Below are 21,031 nucleotides of genomic sequence, written 5' to 3'. Positions count from 1 at the left end.
GCCGGCCCCCGCCGGGCACCTCGACGAGGCGTGGACGGCAGTGCTCGCCGCGCTGCGCGCTCGCCACGACGAGGTGCCCACGGTGCTGGTCGGAGGTCGTTCCAGCGGCGCGCGGGTGGCCTGCCGGACGGCCCGCGCGGTGGGCGCGGCCGGGGTCGTCGCGTTGGCCTTCCCGCTGCACCCGCCCGGCCGGCCGGAACGCTCCCGCGCCGCCGAGTTGGCCACCGGGCTGCCGACGCTCGTGGTCAACGGTGACCGGGACCCGTTCGGGGTGCCCGCGTCGGAGCCGGGCGTGCAGGTCGTCACCCGGCCGGGTGAGACGCACGACCTGCGGCGCGACCCGGCCGGCACGGCCGATGTGGTGCGGGACTGGCTGCGCCGGCATGGCTGGGCGGCCGACTGAACCGTCCGACCGTTTCCGCTGCCGGGCGCGGGTCGTTGCATCGGTTGGTGCCGCCGGCCCGGTTCGGACGGACGGCACCAGTCCTCCCAGGCCCTTCCTGGTCCCAGCGCCGGCGCCACCGGGGCCGGGACCAGGAACGGGAGAGCCGGGCGGAATGCCTCACCGGTCATCTCGCGTTACTAACCCCGGACGACTTTTCTGCGAGGGGGGTGACCGGTGCCGACCGAGACACGAAGCCTGGAACGGGACGAGCGGGACGCCCGGCAGCTGCAGCGGCTGCTGGATGGTCCGGACTGGCCCGTGACAGCGGGACCGGGCGGGGTGGGTGCGGTGAGCACGGGCACACCAGCCGGAAGTGAATCTGTGGGCAGGTCCGTGCGCGTATCCTCGGCGGGAAAGCATCCGACGCGAGGGGATGTGCGGTTGACCACCGAGAAGACGGACGAGCGCAGGGCCCGGTTCGAGCGGGACGCGATGCCATTCGTCGATCAGCTCTACGCTGCTGGGCTGCGCATGACGCGCAACCCGGCGGATGCCGAAGACCTGGTCCAGGAGACCTACCTGAAGGCGTACGCGGCCTTTCACCAGTTCGAGCAGGGCACGAACCTGAAGGCCTGGCTCTACCGGATCCTGACCAACACCTACATCAACTCCTACCGTAAGCGGCAGCGCCAGCCGATCCAGGCGCCCACGGAGGAGATCACCGACTGGCAGCTCGCCGAGGCTGAGTCGCACACCTCCAGCGGGCTGCGCTCGGCCGAGACCGAGGCTCTGGACCGGCTGCCGGACAGCGACGTCAAGGAGGCCCTCCAGCAGTTGCCGGAGGAGTTCCGCCTGGCCGTCTACCTGACCGACGTCGAGGGCTTCTCCTACAAGGAGGTCGCCGACATCATGGGCACGCCGATCGGCACCGTGATGTCGCGTCTGCACCGCGGCCGTCGTAATCTGCGCAAGCTGCTCGAGCAGTACGCCGCGGAGCGGGGCTTCAGCCCGGCCCGGTCCGCGAAGGGCTCGACCGCTGCCGCTGCCGGCCGGGAGGTGTGACGTGAGCTGTGGAAAGCCGCACGAGACGGACTGCCGCGAGGTGCTCGCGGAGGTCTACCTCTACCTGGATCTCGAGTGCGCCGACGAGCGCCGCTCGCTGATCCGGCACCACCTCGACGAGTGCGGGCCGTGCCTGCGCGAGTACGGGCTCGAACAGGAGGTGCGGGCACTGGTCGCCCGTTGCTGCGGCAACGAGACCGCACCCGATCAGCTGCGCGAGCGGCTGCGGGTCAAGCTCACCGAGCTGGTGGTCTTCGAGACCAGCGACTCCCGTGAGCTGGCCGACTGAGCGTCGGCGTACCGAAACGGCGAAACACCGGTGGCCCGGGTCGATCTTCGACCCGGGCCACCGGTGTACCCGGCCTGCGCCGGGTCGGACTGACCGGTGACGGGCGCATCGCCCGTCGGCACGTTCAGGAGTTGGGACGCTTGCCGTGGTTCGCGGCGCTCTTCTTGCGGGCCTTCTTCTTGCGGGACTTCTTCGCCATGCTGACCTCCTCGTGATGGGTCGGATCCGTGCTGCGCGCGGCCTCGCGCCGGTGCACCCACCGGCCGCCCGGCGTCGGGTCCGACCCGCTGATGGTAGTGCGCTCGGCACCCGGTGCCTTCCCCCGGGGCCTCGGCGGCCGGTCGGCCGCACCGCTCCGCTCCCGCGCCCCACCCTCGCGTGATTGGATACGTCGGCAGGCACATCGCGAAAAAGGGAGGGCCGTGGACATGGCCGAGGAGATCCGCGCCGAGATGGTGGCGAACGTCTGGAAGGTCGTCGCGTCCGCGGGCGACACCGTGTCCGAGGGCGACACTCTGGTGATCCTCGAGTCGATGAAGATGGAGATCCCGGTCGTCGCCGAGGCCGACGGCGTGGTCCAGCAGCTCGCCGTGCACGAGGGCGACGTCGTGCAGGACGGCGACCTGATTGCGGTGATTGGATGAGTGGCCTGCTGGTCCGGCTCGCCGACACGGCCGACTTCCCGGCCGTCGCCCGCCTGACCGTGGCCGCGTACGAGGCGGACGGTCAGCTCAAGGGCGAGCACGGGTACGGGGCGGTGCTGGCCGACGTCTCCACCCGGGCCGGCAGCGGCGAGGTGCTGGTCGCGGTGGACGAGGCGACGGGCGCGGTGCTCGGCTCGGTCACCTTCGTCCTGCCGGGCTCCCCGTTCGCCGAGCTGTCCGGGCCGGGCGAGGCGGAGTTCCGGATGCTGGCGGTCGACCCGGGCGCCCAGGGGCGGGGTGTGGGCGCGGCGCTGGCCCAGGCGTGCGTCGACCGGGCGGCCGAGTTGGGCTGTAGGGCCGTCGTGATCTGCGTCCGCGCGGGGATGGCCGTGTCGGCCCACCGGCTCTACGAGCGCCTGGGGTTCGTCCGTATGCCGGAGATGGACTGGTCGCCGGTGGAGGGTGTGGCCCTGCTGGGCCTGCGGTTGGAGCTGCCCCGCGCCTGAGGCCGGCGCGTCAGGCCCGGCTGCTGGCCGGGGCCGCGTCCTCGTCGGGCTCGGCACCGATCGCGGCCAGCAACTCGTCGGCCACCTCCAGCGCGAGCCGGCGGCGTTCGGCGTCGGTGATGCCCGGTGCCCGCACGGCGAACCAGCTGGTGTGCACGGCGAACAGGGACAGGGTGGCGCGCAGTTGGGCGGCGGGGGAGTCGTCGCCCCGGCAGAGGGCACTGGCGAGCCGCATCATCCGGCCCCGCATCTGCTGGCCGGAGGAGAGGCTCTTGAGCACTGTCTGGTTCTGCTCGAAGAAGCGCATCACCGACGGCATGTCGCCGCCGAACATCGTGTCGGCGTAGCGGGAGATGAGGGTGCGGCGGGTGGCCAGGGTCGCCGGCTGGGAGTCGGCCCAGGCGGTCAGCGCGTCCATCTGATCCAGCCGATCCTCGACGAAGCTGGCGACGATGTCGTCCTTGCTCTTGAAGTGGTAGTAGAGCGCCGCCTTGGTGACGTTGAGGCGTTCGGCGATCTCCCGCAGCGAGGTCTTTTCGTACCCCTGCTCGGTGAAGAGCTCCAACGCGACGGCCTTGATCCGCTCCCGGGTGCCGCCTGTGCTCTCCCTCACCTACGCCCCCCAATTCACTTGACCGTCAGTTGGTACCCAACTTACCGTGCGGCTAGTAAGGTGACTAGCCGGGCGGCAAGTAAGTAAGGCAATCCTCGGGGGGAGCTTACCCATGACTCAGGCAACCCAGGCCGGCGCACGACCCAACGTACGGGTCGTGCTGTTCGGACTGATGATCGCGATGATGCTCGCGATGCTCGACAACATGATCGTCAGCACCGCGCTGCCGCGGATCGTCGGCGAGTTCGGCGGCCTCAACCACTTCACCTGGGTGGTCACCGCATACGTCCTGGGCACCACCGTCTCCACCCCGATCTGGGGCAAGCTCGGTGACCTCTACGGCCGTAAGTCGGTCTTCCTGACCTCGGTCGTCGTCTTCCTCGTCGGCTCGGCCCTGTGCGGCATGGCCGGCTCCGGGATGTTCGGCGGCCCGCAGGACGGCATGGTGCAGCTCATCGCCTTCCGCGCCGTGCAGGGCCTGGGCGCCGGTGGCCTGATGGTCGGCGTGATGGCGATCATCGGCGACCTGGTTCCGCCGCGCGAGCGCGGGCGTTACCAGGGCATGATCGCCGGCATCATGGCCATCGCCATGGTGGCCGGCCCGCTGGTCGGCGGTTTCATCACCGACAACCTCTCCTGGCGCTGGGCGTTCTACGTGAACCTGCCGCTGGGTGGCATCGCGCTGCTCGTGCTGATCACCACGATGCACCTGCCGAAGTACCGCACCGAGCACCGGATCGACTGGCTCGGCGCGGCGCTGCTCTCGGTCGGCATCACCGCGATCGTGCTGATCACCACCTGGGGCGGCAACGAGTACGACTGGGCCTCGCCGCAGATCCTCGGCCTGGCCGTGCTGGCGCTGGTGGCGCTGGTGGCGTTCGGCCTGGTGGAGCGCCGGGTTCCGGAGCCGATCCTGCCGTTGGCGCTGTTCGCCAACCGCAACTTCGCGCTGATCTCGGTGATCGGCTTCCTGCTCGGTTTCGCGATGTTCGGCGCGATGAACTTCCTGCCGCTCTATCAGCAGACCGTGCAGGGTGCCTCGGCCACCAACAGCGGTCTGCTGCTGCTGCCGTTGATGTTCGGCATGCTCGTCGTCTCGCTGGTCATCGGGCGGGCGATCACCAAGACCGGCAAGTACCGGGCGTACCCGATCATCGGCGGCGTGGTGATGACCGGGGGCATGGCGCTGCTCTCCATGCTCGACACCGACACCAGCAAGCTGCAGTCCTCGCTCTACATGGTCGTGCTCGGGGCCGGCATGGGCTTCCTCATGCAGACCTCCATGCTGATCGCCCAGAACAGCGTGGAACAGAAGGACCTCGGCGCGGCCAGCGGCGCGGCCACCTTCTTCCGGTCGATCGGCGGCTCGTTCGGCATCTCGCTGTTCGGCGCGATCTTCGCCAGCCGGCTCGCCGACTCGTCCGCCGGCCGGGCGTTCAGCGGCGGCGGCGAGGGCGGGATGGACCTGGAGCAGCTCAAGAAGCTGCCGGCCCAGGCGCGTGAGCTGGTCCTCACCGGTCTTTCCGACGCCATCTCGCACGTGTTCCTCTGGGCCGTGCTGTTCACCATCGTGATTCCGGTGCTCGCCTGGTTCATCAAGGAGATCCCGCTGCGCACCGCCAACGAGGCGCCGCCGCAGGCCACCCCGGAGGAGGAGGCCGAGGTCGCCCTCGGCAAGGCCCCGGTCGCCTGAGCCATCCCGGCACCCGCGCGCCGCGTCGTCCCCGAACGGGGAGGGCGCGGCGCGCGTGTCAGGAGCGACGGGTCAGCCGTCGCCAGAGGCGGCGCAGCGGGTTGCGGGGGCGGGGAAGCCGGACGGTGCGCTCGCCGATCATCCGGGTGGCCAGTGCCGCGCTGTCCGGGTCCAGGGCGGGGGCGGCCAGCGCGAGGTGGGCCAGTGAGACCGCGATCGGCACCGGTCGGGCCTGGGCCACCGCCGCCGCGTCGGCCAACCGTTCCGCCACCACGCGGGCCACGTCCGGCCGCACGTCCGGGTCCACCCAGGCGGCGGTGATCAGGGCGAACAGCGCCGCTTCGGTGACCCAGTCCTCCACACCCCAGACCAGGTCCACCAGCACCCGGCGTCGGGTCGAGTCCGCCCAGGGCTCGTCGGTGCGCTGATGCAGTAGCCCCAGACAGGCCCAGACCTGCACCCCGCGGACCCAGATCGACGGATCCTGGGCGGCCAGCAGTCGTCCCAGCCCGCTCGCCGGCGCCGCGGGCGGGTGCACCAGCAGCCCGAGCAGGTCGTCGACGTCGAGGCCGGCCAGGCCCACCGCCGCGTCGTAGGCCGCCGGCGGGTGTGGCCACGCCGGGTGGGCGACCTGTCCGATCCGTTCGACAGCCACCGCCGAGGGCGCCGGCAGCGCCGGTGTCGGCACGTTCTCCGCGAAGTGCCACAGCCGCTGCGCGGACGGGCGTCGAGGCTCGCGCGGGTCCGGCTCCGCGACCCCGGCGACCTCGATCCGCAGTCCGGGCGCCACCGCCGTCGCCGTCCGCAGGGCGCTCGGTGGGGCTGCCGCCGCGAGGCGTACGGCGCCGCCGATGCCGTTGTCGTCGTCGGCGACCGCCTGACGGAGCGCGTCGACCAAGGGGCCGCCGGCCGGCGTCAGTTGCCCGAGCCAGGGCCGGCCCCGGCAGCACTGGGCCAGATCGCCGTGCTCGTGGCTGTCGTCGGGGTGGTCACGGATGAAGTCGGCGAGCGCGACCAGGTGGGACAGGTCGCCGTCGCGCAGGTGCCGCAGTCGGTGGGCGGTGTGCACCGCGCAGTCGAACGACGGGTCCCGGGCCAGCGCCCGCTCGGTCCACTCCAACGCCTCGTCGAGCCGGCCGATCTCGGCCAGGGTGCCGGCGATGTCGGCGTAGATGGCCAGGTCGTCCGGGTCCAGTTCGACGGCCCGACCGAGCGCCGCGAGGGCGTCGCGGGTCCGGCCCGCGCTGCGGTACGCGTACCCGAGCCAGACCTCGCCCATCTTCGACGGCTGGCACCGTACGCCCCGGCTGGCCCAGCGGATCGCCAGCGCGACCTCGCCGAGCCGCCGGGCCAGCGCGGACGCCGCGCCCAGCAGGAGACCGTGCTCGGGGTGCACGGTGGCGGCGTTGCGGGCCAGCGTGAGGTAGGGCGTGAGGGCGTCCCGGCCGGCCCGCGGCACCGGATCGGTCAGCGCCGCGCAGACCTGCATGAGGACGCGGGCGATGTGGTCCGGTTCCAGCCGTTCGGCCAGTTCGGAGGCGGTCACCCACGGCACGCCCGCCCACTGGGTGCCGGGCGCGTGACCGGTCGCCGCGGCCAGCAGCTCCAGCCCTTCGGCGGGGCGGCCGGCGGCGGCCAGCAGGTGGGCGCGGGCGACGACCGCGCCCACGAAGGTGTGGTGGTTGATCGGGAAGAGGTCGAGCCCTCCTCCGTCGGCCGCGGCGAGGCGGGCCAGCGTCTCGTGCACCTCGGGCAGGGTGGGCGCCCGCGCGAGCGCGCCGGCGAGGTGGCCGGCGGCGTGGTGGAGGTCTCCCTCGTCCAGTGCCAGCCGGGCCAGCGCCAGCTCCTCCGTCGCGGAGAGCGTGGGCTCGTCCCTTCCCTCTGGCACGGTGTCCTCTCGTCGCAGCTGCAGACAGCGGGGCCAGCGTAGTTGATGTTGAGTTGATCAAGTGATCAACTGCGCACTGCTGCTCGAATAATTGCTGCTGTCGACTTCTGCGTGCAAGACTGAGCAGGAAACGCGCGGCAATCGCGCACGAGGGGAGTGTTTCGTGACACGTGCAGGGTCCGGAATGGCCGCCGACATCGCCGAGCAGCCCGCCGGCTACGCGCGCCTGCTCGACAGCGCCAACACCGCGGCGATCGCCCGGGTGGCCGCAGTCGTGGCCGAGCGTCGACCGCGACACGTGGTCTTCACCGCCCGGGGCACGTCCGACCACGCCGCCCTCTACGGGGCGTACCTGACCGAGATCCGGCTCGGCCTGCCCGCCGGGCTCGCCTCGCCGAGCGTGGTCACCCTGTTCGGCGCCCACCCCGACCTGTCCGACGCGCTGGTCGTCGGGGTCAGCCAGAGCGGCGGCTCACCCGACCTCGCCGAGGTGCTGCGCGCCGCGCGGTCCTCCGGCGCGCTCACCCTCGCGGTGACCAACGCCCCCGACTCCCCGCTGGCCGGCACTGCCGAGTTGAGCATCGACATCGCCGCCGGGCACGAGCGGGCGGTCGCGGCGACGAAGACGTACACCGCCGAACTGCTCGCCCTGCTCATGCTGGTCGAGGGGATCCGGGCCGGCGACGGGGTGCTCCCGGCGGCCGAGCGGGAGGCGCTCGCCGCGCTGCCCGACCTGGCCACCAGGACGCTCGCCGACGACACCCCGGCCCAGCTCGCGCCGCGCTACCGCTTCGCCCGCCAACTGGTCACCACCGGCCGCGGGTACGCCTACCCGACCGCCCGCGAGGCCGCGCTGAAGCTGATGGAGACCTCGTACCTGCCGGCGCTCGCCTTCTCCGGCGCCGACCTGCTGCACGGCCCGCTCGCGATGACCGACCCGGAGGTCCCGGTGCTCGCCGTCGTCGGCTCCGGTCCGGGTGGCCGGTCGATGGGCGAGGTGCTGCCCCGCCTCGGCGAGCGCCGAGCCGACGTGGTGGTCGTCGGCTCCGCCGACGTGCCGGGCGCCACCCGGCTCGCCGTCCCCGAGGTCGACGAGCGGTACGCACCGCTGCTGGACATCCTGCCGTTGCAGCGCCTGGCGTTGGCGTTGGCACTGACCCGTGGTGAGGACCCGGACGCGCCGCGTGGCCTGAAGAAGGTCACCGCGACGATGTGAGGCACGGCGCGGCGTGGCACCCTGGTCACCGTGTCCACGCTGCGCGACCTCGCCGAGGAGCACACCCGTCTCCGTCCGGCCGACATCGACCACCTGCACCGGATCGCCGGTGACTGGCAGCTGCTCTCCGATCTGTCCTTCGCCGATCTGCTGCTCTGGGTGCCGGTCGACGCCGAGGGCACGTTCCTCTGTGTCGCCCAGGTCCGCCCGACGACCGCGCCCACCGCGTACCAGGACGACCAGGTGGGCCGGATCATCGGCGGCTCGGAGGTGGCCCACCTGGGGGTCGCCTACTCCCAGGGGCGGATCTGGCGCGAGGGCGACCCGGTCTGGTACGGCGACGTGCCGGCCCGGCACGAGGCGATCCCGGTCCGGCTGCGCACCGCCGACGGTGAGGCCGGCGAGGTGATCGCTGTGGTCGGCCGAGACACCAACCTCTCCACCGCGCGGACGCCCAGTCAGCTGGAACTCAACTACCTGACCACCGCCGACGACCTCGCCCAGATGATCGCCGACGGCACCTTTCCGCCACCCCGGCACCCGGGCGAGACCACCTCCGCCCCCCGCGTCGGCGACGGCCTGGTCCGGCTGGACGCCGGTGGCAAGGTCACCTACGCGAGCCCGAACGCGCAGTCCGCGTACCGCCGGTTGGGCTACGCCTCCCACCTGGTGGGGGAGGACCTGGCCGCGCTGCACCGCCGGCTGGCGGGCGACCCGCTGGACGGCACCGAGGCGGCGAACGGCATCCTGGCGGCGTTGCGCGGCGAGGCGCCGCCCCGGCGGGAGATCGACGCCCGCGGGGCCACGATGCTCACCCGGGCCCTGCCGCTGATGCCCGCCGGTGTGCCGATCGGCGCGCTGGTGCTGGTGCGCGACATCACCGAGGTCCGTCGTCGGGACCGGGCACTGATCACCAAGGACGCCACCATCCGGGAGATCCATCACCGGGTGAAGAACAACCTCCAGACGGTGGCCGCGCTGCTGCGGTTGCAGGCCCGCCGGGTGGCCATGCCGGAGGCCCGGGTCGCCCTGGAGGAGTCCGTCCGCCGGGTCGCCTCGATCGCTCTCGTGCACGAGACGCTCTCGATGTCCAGTGACGAGGCGGTCGAGTTCGACGGCATCGTCGACCGGGTCGCCAGCGCGGCGACCGAGGTCGCGGCGACCGAGGTGAGCGTCGGCATGCGCCGTAAGGGCAGCTTCGGCGTACTGCCCGCGGAGATCGCCACGTCGCTGGTGATGGTCCTCAATGAGTTGCTGCTCAACGCCGTCGAACACGGCTTCCCGCCGGCCGACGAGTCGGACGACGTGCCCGTACCGCCGATCTCGGGCGTGGTGCCGGCCGTCGTCGCCGAGGGCGATCCGTCGGCGCGGCCGGAGGTGGTGGTCTCGGCGCACCGGTTCCGCAAGATGCTGCACGTCTCGGTGACCGACAACGGGCGCGGCCTGCCCCCCGAATTCGACGCCGAACGCGGCAGCCGACTCGGTCTCCAGATCGTGCGGGCACTGGTCACCGGCGAGCTGCGCGGCACCATCGAGCTGCGCGCGGGCGCCAAGGGCGGCACCGAGGCGCTGCTCGTCGTCCCACTGGCCCGCAACGCCCCGGACGGCCGCTCACAGGGCTGAGCCGCCGTCCGTTCGGTGTTGTCGCAGATGGGTGCGGCTGGCCGAATGAGCGTGATGCCTGTGAGTCATCTAGATGACTCACAGGCATCAGTCTTTTCACCGCGGGCCGGCCTCGCCTGGTGGGCGATCAGACCGACGACCGACGCGGTCCGGCCGTTGACCGATCGCTCAGCGGCCGGTCAACAGCGCGACGGTCAGGCCGGGGCGTTGCCAGACCTGCGTGACGGTGAAGTCGGTGCGGAGCGCGTCGCCCTTGGCGCCGGGCACGGCGGCCAGCGGCTCGGCGTGCCGGCCGGCGACGACGAGCCACACCCGCGTCGTACCGGCCAGACACTGCGCCGGCTGGGGGCACTCGGCCGCCCACAGGTCGCCCCGGCGCACCTCGTCCTCGGTGACCAGCACGTCGCGTGGTGGGTCGTGGAGGTGGTAGTCGATGCCGAGATCCAGGAAGAGCCAGCTGTGCCGGGGCGAGTAGACCACCGCGTCCCCCGGGCGTTGGCCGTCGGCGATCACCCGTGCGGCCCCCGCGTAGTCCACCGGCGCGCTGCGCGGCCACTCGTGGGTCCGGCGCAGCGCGGTCTGGTCGGGCAGGCCGAGCAGCGCGGCCAGCACCACCACGACGACCGCGGCCGGTGCGGTCACGGCGGCCAGCGCCGCGCCGGCCAGCAGACACGCGAACGGCACCACGAAGACCAGGTACCGGGGAACCCACAGGGGTACGACCGTGCCGGCGGCGAAGAGCAGCAGCACGGGCAGCAGCACCGCGCTCAGTGGCAGCAGAGCGCGCCGCCCGAGCCGGGCCGCGCCCAACGCGGCGACCCCGACCAGCAGACCGCCCACCACGCTGCTCTGGGCCACGCCGCCCGGCAGCGCGGTCAGGTCGTCCAGCCGGGCCAGGTGGACCCAGTTCAACTGCCGGGACTGCTGGGTCCGGGCCTTGAGCAGCAGCGGACCGGCCAGCAGCGCGGCCGGTAGCACGGCGACCAGCCATCGCCACACCCGCCGGTCCCGCTCGCCGGCGGGACGGTCCCGCCCGGCGGCGGGTTGGTCCCGGCCGGCGGTGGGATGGTCCCAGGTGGCGACGCCGGCCTCGGCGGGGCCGCGCCACCAGGCGATGAGGACGACCAGCGCGTGGGCGGCGAGCAGGGTGAGCGCGATCAGGTGGATGAGCCCGAGAGCGGCGACGGCGACCGCGTAACCGGCCCACCGGGCCCAACTCGGTCGGCGCAGCGCGGTCACCAACAGCACTGTGGCGAGCACCGCGATCATGGTCGCCAGCGCGTACGGGCGGGCCTCCTGCCCGTAGCGCGAGGTGCCGGGGAGCACCGCGAACAGCAGCCCGGCGAAGAGGCCGGCACGCCTGTCGACCAGCCGCGCGCCGAGCACGGCGAGCAGCCCGGCGGCCACTGTCATCGCCACCACGGCCGGTATCCGCAGGGCGATGGTGGAGTCGCCGACGACAGTGGTCCAGACGTGCATCAGCAGGTAGTACGGCCCGGTGGCGGCGTCGATGGTGCCGGCCAGCCGGACCAGGTCGCCGGGCGAGCGGGTGGCCGCGCTCCACGTCGCCAGCTCGTCGCGCCAGAGCTGGGCGGAGCCCAGCCCGGTCACCGTCACCGCCAGGGTGAGCAGCGCCGGGGCGAGCCAGACCGGCAGACGACGCAGGCGCTCCCACGCCGCCCCGGCCGACCTCTCGGACAATTGCCCCACGGTCCGAGCCTGCCACGACCACTCCCTGCGTGGGCGTCAGCCGGCGGGAGGCGGTGGGCGCCATGCGGGCATCACGTCGTTCGGCCGAGCGGTCTTCGCCGGATCACGCTCCACGAGTTCGTCGAGCACGGCGTCGATGCGGGCCAGCAGCTCGTCGTCGAGCCGTACCGTGGCGCCCTTGGCCGTCTCGGCGAGCTGCTCGGGCCGGGACGCGCCGACGATCGCGCTCGCCACGGTCGGACGGGCCAGCACCCACGCCACCGCCAACTGGGCCATCGTGCAGCCGGCCGCCTCGGCGACGGGTCGGAGCTGGCGTACCCGGGAGAGCAGCAGATCCGCCGAGTAGCGGGCGACGAACGAGCCCCCGAAGCCGTCGGTGGCCCGGGATCCGGCGGGCGGACGCCGGCCGGGTTCATACCGACCGGTCAGCACGCCCATCGCGAGTGGCGCCCAGGCGAGCTGACCCAGGCCGAGGTCGGCGCAGGCGGGCGACACCTCGGCCTCCACCACCCGCCACAGCATCGAGTACTGCGGCTGGTTCGCGACGAACGGGATGTGCAGCTCGGCGGCGAGCCGCTGACCCGCCCGCAACTGCGGTGCGGTCCACTCGGAGACGCCGACGTAGAGCACCTTGCCCTGGCGGACCAGGTCGGCGAAGGCGAGCATCGTCTCCTCCAACGGCACGCTGTCGTCGTACCGATGCGCCTGATAGAGGTCGACGTAGTCGGTGCCCAGCCGGCTCAGCGAGGCGTGGCAGCCCTCGATGATGTGCTTGCGGGACAGCCCGGCGTCGTTGGCCCCCGGCCCAACCGGCAGGCACACCTTCGTGCACAGCTCGATCGAGCTGCGTCGGACGCCACGCAGCGCCTTGCCCAACGCCTCCTCGGCTCGTCCCTGTGCGTACCGGTCGGCGGTGTCGAACGTGGTGACGCCCGCGTCCAGGGCGGCGGCCACGCACCCGGCCGCCGCGTCGTCGTCGAGCTGGTTGCCGTGGGTGACCCAGTTGCCGTACGCGACCGCGCTGACGCGCAGGCCCGACCGGCCCAGTTGCCTGTACTCCATACCGGGGATCCTCGGGTCGCCCCGCCCTGTCGCCGAACCGTTCGACCGTGGTCGAATCCGTGGGTGATCGAGGTTCGGTTCTCGCCCGACGACCTGAGCCGGGTTCGGTTCGCGCACTCGCCGCTGGCCGAGCTGGTGGCCAGCTCCTGGGCGTTGCGCAAGCCGGCGAAGTACTGGATGCACCGCCCGTGGCGGGAACGCGCGCAGCGGCTGCTGCCGGACGCCGGCCTGGAGCCGCTGCTGGCGGTGCTCACACCGTCCAACGGTTACGTGCCGGACTTCCTCACCCCGATCGGCGTGGCACCGAACCTGACCGCCGAGCTGCGGGCGGTCGCCGGCACCGACCCGTCCCTGGTGCGCCGGCAACTGGACCGGGCCGGCGCACCCCGGCTGCCCCCGGACGAGCTGGTCGCGCAGCTCCACCGGTACTTCACCCTGCTGATCGCACCGGACTGGCCCCGGCTGCGGGCGCTCGCTCTGGCGGACATCCGGCGGCGGGCGCTGCTCGCCGCGGAGCAGGGTGGGCGGACCCTGCTCCGCGAGCTGCACCCGTTGATCAGGTGGGACGGCGCGGCGCTGCGGGTCGCCGTCGGCACGACCCGGCCGGCCGGTCTGGACGGCCGCCCGTGGACGCTGCTGCCAACCTCGTTCTCCGGACCGACGGTGCACGCGATCATGGAGGGCGACGCCGGCCCCGCCCTCTGCTATCCGCCCACCGGGCTGGGCGGGCTGTGGGACTCGCCACCGCCCAGCACCGCGCTGGGCGCCCTGCTCGGCGCTACGCGGGCGGCGGCGCTCTCGCTGCTCGACTCGCCGCTGAGCACCGGTGAGCTGGCCGCGATGCTGGGTCTCGCGCCAGCGACCGCGTCGCACCACCTCACCACGCTGCGGGACAACGGCCTGATCGCTGGCGTACGGCAGGGGCGGGTGGTGCGCTATGCCCGAACTGTCCTTGGTGACCGCCTGGTCGGCTGACCTCCGGCCCGTGATGTGGGATCCAGCACGCGGACATTGGCCGGCCCCCATGGGGTGTGGCAGCATGGGCCCCATGACCGCCGCAGTCGTCCGCCGCTTCGTGGCTCGTCGCCACGTCGATTACGGCCGCGTGCGCAGCGCGATCTGTCCGGCCTACTGACGACGCCCGACCAATCCGTCTCGGGCGCGCTCCGCGCCGGCTGTCTGAAGACACCGTTGTCCCGCCCGCCTCGCGGGCCGGCCGTCGCGCCCCGCGTAGCCCGAGGCACAGCAGACAACGGAGGTCGCCGCGATGGCGGTCAGCAGCATCCCGCCCCGTTCCGAGGACCCGACGACCCGCCCGGCCCGGGCGCCACGCCGGCCCCGGGGTGAGGGTCAGTGGGCGCTCGGCCACCGCGAGCCCCTCAATCCCAACGAGCGGATCAAGAAGGACGACGACCCGCTCAACGTCCGGGCGCGCATCGAGAACATCTACGCGCGCGGCGGCTTCGCCTCCATCGACCCGCAGGATCTGCGTGGCCGTTTCCGCTGGTGGGGCCTCTACACCCAGCGCAAGGCCGGCATCGACGGCGGGCGCACCGCAGTGCTGGAGCCGCACGAGCTGGAGGACGAGTTCTTCATGCTCCGGGTCCGCATCGACGGCGGCCAGCTCAGCCTGGCTCAGCTGCGCGTGGTCGCGGACATCTCCCGGGAGTTCGCCCGGGACACCGCCGACATCACCGACCGGCAGAACATCCAGTACCACTGGATCCGCGTCGAGGACATGCCGGAGATCTGGCGTCGGCTGGAGTCGGTAGGCCTGCAGACGACCGAGGCCTGCGGCGACTGCCCACGGATCGTGCTGGGCAGCCCAGTCGCCGGTGTGGCCCGCGACGAGCTGGTCGACCCGACTCCGGCGATCGACGAGATCGTCGCCCGGTACGTGGGGGACAAGCAGTTCTCCAACCTGCCCCGCAAGTTCAAGACATCCATCTCCTGGCTGGTCGACACCCCGTACGAGTCGAACGACATCGCCCTCCTCGGCGTCGACCACCCCGAGCACGGCCCCGGCTTCGACCTCTGGGTCGGTGGCGGGCTCTCCACCAACCCGATGCTGGCCCAGCGGCTCGGCGCCTGGGTGCCGCTGGCCGAGATCCCCGACGTGTGGGCCGGCGTGGTCGGGATCTTCCGCGACTACGGCTACCGCCGGCTGCGTAACCGGGCCCGGCTGAAGTTCCTGGTGGCCGACTGGGGCGTGGAGCGGTTCCGGGAGGTCCTGGAGAAGGAGTACCTGGGCCGTACGCTGCTCGACGGCCCCGCCCCGGAGCTGCCGGCGAAGCCGATCGACCACGTCGGCGTGCACGAGCAGGCCGACGGGCGGCACTACGTGGGGGCCGCCCCGGTGGTCGGGCGGGTCTCCGGTGGGCAGCTCGCCCAACTGGCCGACGTGGCCGAGGCGCACGGCAGCGACCGGGTGCGGCTCACCCCGTACCAGAAGCTGCTCGTGCTCGACGTGCCGTCGGAGCGGACGGAGTCGCTTGTCGACGCGCTGCGCGGGATCGGGCTGGAGGCCCGGCCGTCGGCCTGGCGGCGCGGCACGATGGCGTGCACCGGCATCGAGTACTGCAAGCTCGCCATCGTCGAGACGAAGGCCCGCGGCGAGGAGCTGGTGGCCCGGCTGGAGCAGCGGCTGCGCGACTTCGACGCGGACATCTCGATCCACATCAACGGCTGCCCGAACGCCTGCGCCCGCACGCAGGTCGCGGACATCGGCCTCAAGGGTCAGCTGGTGGTCGGCCCGGACGGCCGGCAGGTGGAGGGCTTCCAGGTGCACCTGGGCGGCGGCTTGGGCATGGCCCAGGGGCAGACGGCCGGTTTCGGCCGCAAGCTGCGCGGCCTGAAGACCACCGCCGACGAGCTTCCGGAGTACGTGGAACGGCTGGCCCGCCGCTACCTGGCCGGTCGGAGCGAGGGCGAGACGTTCGCCAACTGGGTGATCAGAGTCGACGAGGAGGAACTGCGATGAGCAGCGAGAACCGAGCGGCACCCCTGTACTGCCCCTACTGCGGCGAGGAGGACCTGCGGCCGCACGAGGCGGGGCACGGCGCCTGGGAGTGCCACGCCTGCGCACGGGTCTTCGCGGTGAAGTTCACCGGGCTGCTCTCCCGGGCGGTGACCCGATGAGCCTCGTCTCCGCTGCGAGCCTGCGCCTGGTCGGTCCGGGCGCTCAGACGTCGACCGAGCCGGCCGGGCGCAGCCCGGACGAGCTGCGGACGCTGGCCGAGCAGGCGGCCCGGGACCTGGAGGGCGCCCCCGCCCTGGAGATCGCCCGCTGGGCTGCGCAGACCTTCGGTGACCGCTTCTGTGTCACCAGCTCGATGGCCGACGCCGTCCTGGCCCACCTGGTGTCCCGGGTCGCCCCGGGGGTGGACGTGGTCTTCCTCGACACCGGTCTGCACTTCCCGGAGACGCTGCGGGTCCGCGACGAGGTGGCCCGGACGCTCCCGGTGAACGTCCGGTCGATCCGGCCCCGGCTCACGGTGGGGCAGCAGGACGGTCAGTACGGCCCGCGACTGTTCAACAAGTCGCCGGACGACTGCTGCCAGCTGCGCAAGGTGGAGCCGCTGGAGCGGGCGCTGTCCGGGTACGACGCCTGGGCCGCCGGTCTGCGCCGGGACGAGTCGCCGACCCGGGCCAACACGCCTGTGGTGACGTTCGACGCGCGGCGCGGCAAGGTGAAGGTCAACCCGATCGCGGCGTGGTCGCAGGGGGACGTGGACGCCTACATCGCCCGCTGGAACGTTCCGGTGAACGAGCTGTTCAAGCAGGGCTACGGCTCGATCGGCTGCTGGCCGTGCACCCGGCGGACGAAGGCCGGGGAGGACCCGCGGGCCGGGCGGTGGGCCATGTTCGAGAAGACCGAGTGCGGGCTGCACGTCTGACCCCGTCACCGACGACCCCGACCGGCCCGGACGCGGCCGGCGGGGCGGTCCCGGTGGTGCTTGTCGCGCACGGCAGCCGGGATCCACGAGCGGCCGAGGCCACCCGGGCGCTGGCCCGGGCGGTGTCGGCCGCCCGGCCCGGCCTGTCGGTGTGGGCGAGCTGGCTGGACCACACCGAGCCGGGACCTACCGAGGTGCTGCGCGAGCTGGCCGAGGCGGGGCATCCGCGCGCGGTTGTCGTGCCGCTGCTGCTGACCGCCGCGTACCACCACCGGGTGGACATTCCGGCGGCGGTCGCCGCCGCGACGCAGGCCGGGCCCCCACTGTCGGTACGGGTCACCGACGTGCTCGGCCCGGCGGACGGAACGGTGTCGCCGGCGCTGCTGGCGGGGCTGCGCCGGCGGCTCGGCGAGGTTGGCCCGGGGCGCTTCGACGCGCTGGTGCTGGCCGCCGCGGGCACCCGGGACGCGCGGGCGCGCGGTTCGGTGGGCCGGGTGGCGGACGCGCTCGGCGTCGAGTTCGGGGTGCCCTGCCGGGTGTCGTACGCCTCGGCGGCCCCACCGGCGACAGGTGTGGCAGTGGCCCGCCTGCGGGCGGCTGGCGCGCGCCGGGTGGCGGTGTCCGCGTACTTCCTCGCGCCGGGCCTGTTCCACGACGCGGTGGCCGATTCGGCACGGGCGGCCGGTGCGGTGGCGGTGGCGGCCCCACTGACGGACGCGCCCGAGCTGGCCGAGCTGGTGCTGCGCCGGGTCGACGACCGGGGCGCGCTGGCACCTACAGGTTGACGGCTCAGCCGGTGTGGCCAGGCACGGGACAGCAGTACGCCCCGGCAGGCGGACCTGCCGGGGCGTGCAGCTGTGTCGTTGGGGGAATCAGGCGGAGTGAGCGCGCAGCACCCGGAGGCCGCCGCGCCGCTTCACAGCGCGCCGCTCCTCCTCGCTCATCCCGCCCCAGACGCCAGCGTCCTGACCGGACTCGAGCGCCCACTGCAGGCACTGGTCGGTCACGGAGCAGCGCCTGCAGACGGCCTTGGCCTGCTCGACCTGCAGGAGAGCCGGTCCGGACGTCCCAATCGGGAAGAACAGCTCCGGGTCCTCGTCGCGGCAGACAGCATGGTGACGCCAGTCCATGGCGGCAACACTCCTCATTCTGGATGGGTGGCAATTTATTGCGGGTAGTGCTTTTCCTATATGCATCCGCATTGCCTATGGTGACCGTTCGCGTCTGACCATTCGGCAGTGCGTGAGCAGGCGGTTAGCCTCGGAGACCTGCTGGAACAGCTCAACCTGACGAGCATATCCAGGCAATGTCCCGGTAACTCAAGTTCGCTTGTGAATACTTTCACGAACGCTCGTGATGTCAAGGGTGACGCTCGGAAAAACTCCAAGCGGTGAGCAAGCCCACAACCCATTTGTCCGGGTTCCAGTGCGTTCCTGGTTACCCGCCGTGCCACAGCCGAGGATCAATATAGTACAGTCCGCGTGACATTGCTGACATTTCCGGCACCTGCCCCTCGGTGTGGCGGCGCCTGCCGGTGCGGTTGCGGCGCCGCGTCGACCAAGGGCAGTACCCGAGACCTAGCAGATTACTCTGAGTGCGGCCGGAATGGATGTGAATCTGACTTTCTCCCGCTCGCCAAGATAGTCGCCGTCCAGCTGGAACGCCTGCGGACGGCTGGAGAGCAGGGTGAACTCCGCCGTGTCATGGAGTCGTAACACCTGACGACCGCTCGGATCCGGCCGCCGGGACAGGAACTGAGTGACTGTCCGTGTTGTGCTAGCCACCCGGAGCTGACGCAGTGCCAGCACGTCGAGGCCGAGATCGAACGACGCCTCCGGGTTCGGGTTGACCTCGCGGTCGCCCAGGTACGTCCACGGAGCGGTGTTCTGGATGATGACGGTGGCCAGCTCCTCCTCCGGCGGCTCACCCGGTCGCTCCAGGCTGATCGCCGGATGCCGTCGGTCCGAGGCGAAGAAGTACTGGTTCATGATCGAGCGCAGGTAGAGGCCCGGCGTCGAGACCCGCCCCTTGCGCCGTGCCTGCTCCACCCGGTGGATCACCGCGGCGTCCAGGCCGAACCCGGCGCAGAAGGTGAAGTAGCGGTCATCAGCGCGGCCCAGCCCGACCGTGCGGTGCCGGCCCAGGCGCAGCCCTTCGAGGATCATGCTGGTCGCCTCCGGCCATTCCCGGGGCAGGCCCACCGCGCGGGCGAACACGTTCGTCGAACCGCCCGGAACGGTGGCCAGCGCGGGCAGCCGCTCCGCCATCGACGCGCCCTCGGCACCGGCCGGCGGTTCGGCCGACATCAGGCCGTTCACCACCTCGTTCACCGTGCCGTCGCCACCCAGGGTGACGACGAGGTCGACCCCCTCGGTGGCGGCCTCCCGGGCCAGCGCCATGGCGTGCCCCCGGCGACGGGTGTAGCGCACACTGAGGTCGACTTCGCTGCGCAGCGCCCGGACAAGCACGTCCCGGCTGCGTTCGCTGGTGGTGGTGGCCTTCGGATTGACCACCAGGACGGCCCGCATGGGCGGCACTGTACCTCTCGGTAGCCCGGGTATCGTGGCGCGCGTGACCATCGACTCGGCCCCGGTTCCCGTCACACTCCGCTGGGCGGTGCGGCTGCTCTGGGCGGAGGCGGTCGCCGTCGGGCTGATCGCGGTCTGGCTGGTCTGGGCCGATCTCACCGCCACCACCACCGACCTGGCCTCGGCGTTGCTGGTGACCGCGTTCGCCGTCGGGGCGGCCGTCGCGCTCTGGGCTCTGGGCCGCGCGCTGCTGCGCCGACAGGCCGGCGCGCGGGCCCCCGCGATCGTCCTTCAGCTCATGCTGCTGCCGATCGGCTGGTTCATGATCCAGGCCGGGCTGGGTTGGCTGGGCGTACCGCTGATGGCGCTCGGCCTGGGCGTCGGCTGGCTGCTCGTCAGCCCGCCCACCACGAAGGCCCTCGGCTTCGAGTGACCCCGCCGCACGGGCGCAGGGCAACGGGTTCGCCCGCGGCCCCGGCCGGGCGGGGCCGGCGGGGCGTGTCGGTCAGTAGCCGCCGGAGCGGCGGGTGAGCAACGAGATCGTCGCCCGGCCGTCGGAGGCCCCGGCGGACGCCGACGTGGTCAGGGCGGTGAGCACCTTCCAGGCGAAGGACGACTCGGCGGGCAGCGTCGCCCCGCGCACGGTCGGCACGGTCACCTCGACGGTCAGCGCGTCGTTGGTGACCGAGAACCGGCACTCCAACTCGGCGTCGCGGGTGGCGATGGCGAGCAGCATGGCGCACGCCTCGTCGACAGCGATCCGCAGATCCTCGATCTCGTCGAGCGCGAACTGCAACCGGGCCGCGAGACCGGCGGTGGCGGTGCGGAGCACGCCGAGGTAGCCGCCGTCGGCGGGCACCGTGAGGTGCACCACGTCGTCGTCGGTCGCTGGCTGGCCGGTCAGTTGAGTCACGCCTCATCCCCCCGGTCGGGGACTCTACCCGGTCAGTCGTTCGGGCGCGTGTCGGCGGCCTCCGCCTGAGCGGCAAGGTCGCGCAACGCGTCACCGCTGAGCCGGTAGGGGACCCACTCGCTCATCTGCTCGGCGCCGATCGAGGCGTAGAAACCGGCAGCCGGATTCCACTCGATCATCCACCACTCCAGCCGTCGGTAACCCCGTCGTACGCAGATGTCGGCAAGCGTGGCGAGCAGCAGCCGGCCCGCGCCGGTGCCCCGGGCGGCCGGCGAGACGTAGAGATCCTCCAGGTAGATGCCGTGCACGCCGGCCCAGGTGGAGAAGTTGAGAAACCACAGGGCGAAGCCGATCGGCCGGTCGCGCTCGTCGACCGCGACGTGGCCGAAGAGCGCCGGAGCGGTCGTGAACAGCGCCGAGGTGAGCTGCTCGGTGGTGAGGTGGCACTGGTCGGGAGCGCGTTCGTACTCCGCCAGCTCGTGCACCATGGCGACGACGGCCGGCACGTCCTCGGGACGTACCGGCCGGATCGTCGGGATGACCGGGTCGGTCACGCCTTCTTGGTCTCCCAGAAGATCTTGGCGATCTCGTCGATCTTCGCGAGCAGCTTGTCGGCGGTGGCCGGGTCGAGGCTGCCCTTGACGCCACCGGCGCCGGCGAGCTTGGTGGCCTCGTTGAACAGGGTGTGCAGGTTCGGGTACTTCTCGAAGTGCGGCGCCTTGAAGTAGTCGGTCCAGAGCACCCACAGGTGGTGCTTGACCAGCTCGGCGCGCTGCTCCTTGATGATGACCGCCCGGGTACGGAACTCCGGGTCGGTGTTCGCCTGGTACTTCTCGCAGATCATTTTGACCGACTCGGCCTCGATCCGGGCCTGGGCCGGGTCGTAGACGCCGCACGGCAGGTCGCAGTGAGCGCTCGCGGTGACGCGGGGCGCAAGGATGCGCGGAAGTCGCATCGGGATCCTCCATGGGAAGTTTGCGATGATCAAAGGCGACATTACTCC

23 protein-coding genes and 2 pseudogenes are annotated in these 21,031 nt (G+C 72.3%); 15 read left to right on the top strand and 10 right to left on the bottom strand.

What is annotated here, in order from left to right; translation table 11 throughout:
- The 3 genes from B0E54_RS25740 to rsrA all read left to right on the top strand — a co-directional run.
- On the top strand, positions 1-403 hold a 403-nt coding region (locus B0E54_RS25740), incomplete at its 5' end, for an alpha/beta family hydrolase (RefSeq protein ID WP_374109317.1).
- Positions 404-619: 216 nt separating this feature from the next.
- Entirely contained in the window at positions 620-1,447 is an 828-nt protein-coding gene (locus B0E54_RS25735; protein WP_308195397.1) for a sigma-70 family RNA polymerase sigma factor, read from the top strand.
- 1 nt (position 1,448) lies between these two features.
- The gene (rsrA, locus tag B0E54_RS25730; protein ID WP_007464731.1) at positions 1,449-1,736 is read left to right on the top strand and encodes a mycothiol system anti-sigma-R factor; all 288 of its coding nucleotides are present in this window, start codon (positions 1,449-1,451) and stop codon (positions 1,734-1,736) included.
- 124 nt (positions 1,737-1,860) lie between these two features.
- On the opposite strand, the gene B0E54_RS32955 is transcribed toward rsrA, so the two are convergent.
- Complete coding sequence (locus B0E54_RS32955; RefSeq protein ID WP_369814844.1) at positions 1,861-1,935, bottom strand: 50S ribosomal protein bL37; 75 nt, start codon at positions 1,933-1,935, stop codon at positions 1,861-1,863.
- A 223-nt stretch (positions 1,936-2,158) separates the two neighbouring features.
- On the opposite strand from B0E54_RS32955, the gene B0E54_RS25725 reads away from it, so the two are divergent.
- Both B0E54_RS25725 and B0E54_RS25720 read left to right on the top strand, forming a co-directional pair.
- Positions 2,159-2,380, top strand: a complete 222-nt coding sequence (locus B0E54_RS25725) for a biotin/lipoyl-binding carrier protein (protein WP_007464729.1) — start codon at positions 2,159-2,161, stop codon at positions 2,378-2,380.
- A complete protein-coding gene (locus tag B0E54_RS25720; protein WP_234588663.1) occupies positions 2,377-2,886 on the top strand; it encodes a GNAT family N-acetyltransferase in 510 nt (169 codons plus the stop codon). The genes B0E54_RS25725 and B0E54_RS25720 overlap by 4 nt, the downstream gene beginning before the upstream one ends.
- A 10-nt stretch (positions 2,887-2,896) precedes the next feature.
- On the opposite strand, the gene B0E54_RS25715 is transcribed toward B0E54_RS25720, so the two are convergent.
- Entirely contained in the window at positions 2,897-3,499 is a 603-nt protein-coding gene (locus B0E54_RS25715; RefSeq protein ID WP_234588662.1) for a TetR/AcrR family transcriptional regulator, read from the bottom strand.
- 112 nt (positions 3,500-3,611) lie between these two features.
- Here B0E54_RS25715 and B0E54_RS25710 point away from each other — a divergent pair, with 112 nt between their 5' ends.
- Positions 3,612-5,192 carry an MDR family MFS transporter gene (locus tag B0E54_RS25710; protein WP_234588661.1) on the top strand — a complete coding sequence of 527 codons (1,581 nt, stop codon included), beginning with the start codon at positions 3,612-3,614 and terminating at the stop codon, positions 5,190-5,192.
- A gap of 58 nt (positions 5,193-5,250) precedes the next feature.
- Here the strand turns inward: B0E54_RS25710 and B0E54_RS25705 are convergent, their stop codons facing one another.
- Positions 5,251-7,080, bottom strand: a complete 1,830-nt coding sequence (locus B0E54_RS25705; RefSeq protein WP_234588660.1) for a tetratricopeptide repeat protein — start codon at positions 7,078-7,080, stop codon at positions 5,251-5,253.
- Between the two features lie 184 nt (positions 7,081-7,264).
- On the opposite strand from B0E54_RS25705, the gene B0E54_RS25700 reads away from it, so the two are divergent.
- The 3 genes and pseudogenes from B0E54_RS25700 to B0E54_RS32950 all read left to right on the top strand — a co-directional run.
- Positions 7,265-8,296 (top strand): SIS domain-containing protein, encoded by a 1,032-nt coding sequence (locus B0E54_RS25700; protein WP_234588666.1) that lies wholly within the window; start codon positions 7,265-7,267, stop codon positions 8,294-8,296.
- 30 nt (positions 8,297-8,326) lie between these two features.
- A pseudogene (locus B0E54_RS25695) lies at positions 8,327-9,590 on the top strand (histidine kinase N-terminal domain-containing protein); the annotation flags it as partial.
- Positions 9,581-9,919, top strand: a pseudogene (locus tag B0E54_RS32950) (ATP-binding protein); the annotation flags it as partial. The pseudogenes B0E54_RS25695 and B0E54_RS32950, both read left to right, overlap by 10 nt.
- A 168-nt stretch (positions 9,920-10,087) precedes the next feature.
- Here B0E54_RS32950 and B0E54_RS25690 read toward each other — a convergent pair.
- Both B0E54_RS25690 and B0E54_RS25685 read right to left on the bottom strand, forming a co-directional pair.
- Positions 10,088-11,629: a glycosyltransferase family 39 protein gene (locus B0E54_RS25690; protein WP_234588657.1), complete on the bottom strand. Its 1,542-nt coding sequence runs from the start codon at positions 11,627-11,629 to the stop codon at positions 10,088-10,090.
- A gap of 36 nt (positions 11,630-11,665) precedes the next feature.
- The gene (locus B0E54_RS25685; RefSeq protein ID WP_234588656.1) at positions 11,666-12,691 is read right to left on the bottom strand and encodes an aldo/keto reductase family protein; all 1,026 of its coding nucleotides are present in this window, start codon (positions 12,689-12,691) and stop codon (positions 11,666-11,668) included.
- A 63-nt stretch (positions 12,692-12,754) separates the two neighbouring features.
- Between B0E54_RS25685 and B0E54_RS32840 the strand changes: the two genes are divergently transcribed.
- From B0E54_RS32840 to B0E54_RS25660, 5 genes are all read left to right on the top strand, one after another.
- Positions 12,755-13,666, top strand: a complete 912-nt coding sequence (locus tag B0E54_RS32840) for a helix-turn-helix transcriptional regulator (RefSeq protein ID WP_234588655.1) — start codon at positions 12,755-12,757, stop codon at positions 13,664-13,666.
- Between the two features lie 292 nt (positions 13,667-13,958).
- Positions 13,959-15,671 carry a nitrite/sulfite reductase gene (locus tag B0E54_RS25675; protein WP_234588654.1) on the top strand — a complete coding sequence of 571 codons (1,713 nt, stop codon included), beginning with the start codon at positions 13,959-13,961 and terminating at the stop codon, positions 15,669-15,671.
- Positions 15,668-15,829 (top strand): hypothetical protein, encoded by a 162-nt coding sequence (locus tag B0E54_RS25670; protein ID WP_234588653.1) that lies wholly within the window; start codon positions 15,668-15,670, stop codon positions 15,827-15,829. The genes B0E54_RS25675 and B0E54_RS25670 overlap by 4 nt, the downstream gene beginning before the upstream one ends.
- Complete coding sequence (locus tag B0E54_RS25665) at positions 15,826-16,587, top strand: phosphoadenylyl-sulfate reductase (protein WP_234588652.1); 762 nt, start codon at positions 15,826-15,828, stop codon at positions 16,585-16,587. Before B0E54_RS25670 ends, B0E54_RS25665 begins: the two co-directional genes overlap by 4 nt.
- Positions 16,584-17,372, top strand: a complete 789-nt coding sequence (locus B0E54_RS25660) for a sirohydrochlorin chelatase (protein ID WP_234588665.1) — start codon at positions 16,584-16,586, stop codon at positions 17,370-17,372. The genes B0E54_RS25665 and B0E54_RS25660 overlap by 4 nt, the downstream gene beginning before the upstream one ends.
- An 87-nt stretch (positions 17,373-17,459) precedes the next feature.
- Here B0E54_RS25660 and B0E54_RS25655 read toward each other — a convergent pair whose 3' ends face one another.
- On the bottom strand, positions 17,460-17,717 hold the full coding sequence (locus B0E54_RS25655; protein WP_007072794.1) for a WhiB family transcriptional regulator: 258 nt from the start codon (positions 17,715-17,717) through the stop codon (positions 17,460-17,462).
- A gap of 447 nt (positions 17,718-18,164) precedes the next feature.
- On the bottom strand, positions 18,165-19,115 hold the full coding sequence (locus tag B0E54_RS25650) for a diacylglycerol kinase family protein (protein ID WP_234588651.1): 951 nt from the start codon (positions 19,113-19,115) through the stop codon (positions 18,165-18,167).
- Between B0E54_RS25650 and B0E54_RS25645 the strand changes: the two genes are divergently transcribed.
- Entirely contained in the window at positions 19,114-19,548 is a 435-nt protein-coding gene (locus B0E54_RS25645; RefSeq protein WP_255787659.1) for a hypothetical protein, read from the top strand. The genes B0E54_RS25650 and B0E54_RS25645 overlap by 2 nt on opposite strands.
- Positions 19,549-19,620: 72 nt before the next feature.
- Here the strand turns inward: B0E54_RS25645 and B0E54_RS25640 are convergent, their stop codons facing one another.
- From B0E54_RS25640 to sodN, 3 genes are read right to left on the bottom strand one after another with little or no spacing between them, the layout of a single operon-like run.
- Entirely contained in the window at positions 19,621-20,028 is a 408-nt protein-coding gene (locus B0E54_RS25640) for an ATP-binding protein (protein ID WP_234588647.1), read from the bottom strand.
- A gap of 32 nt (positions 20,029-20,060) precedes the next feature.
- Positions 20,061-20,582 carry a GNAT family N-acetyltransferase gene (locus tag B0E54_RS25635; protein WP_234588644.1) on the bottom strand — a complete coding sequence of 174 codons (522 nt, stop codon included), beginning with the start codon at positions 20,580-20,582 and terminating at the stop codon, positions 20,061-20,063.
- On the bottom strand, positions 20,579-20,983 hold the full coding sequence (sodN, locus tag B0E54_RS25630) for a superoxide dismutase, Ni (RefSeq protein ID WP_007464694.1): 405 nt from the start codon (positions 20,981-20,983) through the stop codon (positions 20,579-20,581). Before sodN ends, B0E54_RS25635 begins: the two co-directional genes overlap by 4 nt.
- Positions 20,984-21,031: the final 48 nt, after the last annotated feature.

Origin of the sequence: Micromonospora sp. MH99, assembly GCF_021442385.1 — a bacterium.
In the GTDB taxonomy this organism is placed as follows: Bacteria; Actinomycetota; Actinomycetes; order Mycobacteriales; family Micromonosporaceae; genus Micromonospora.
This window is presented reverse-complemented; position numbering and strand designations above follow the sequence as displayed.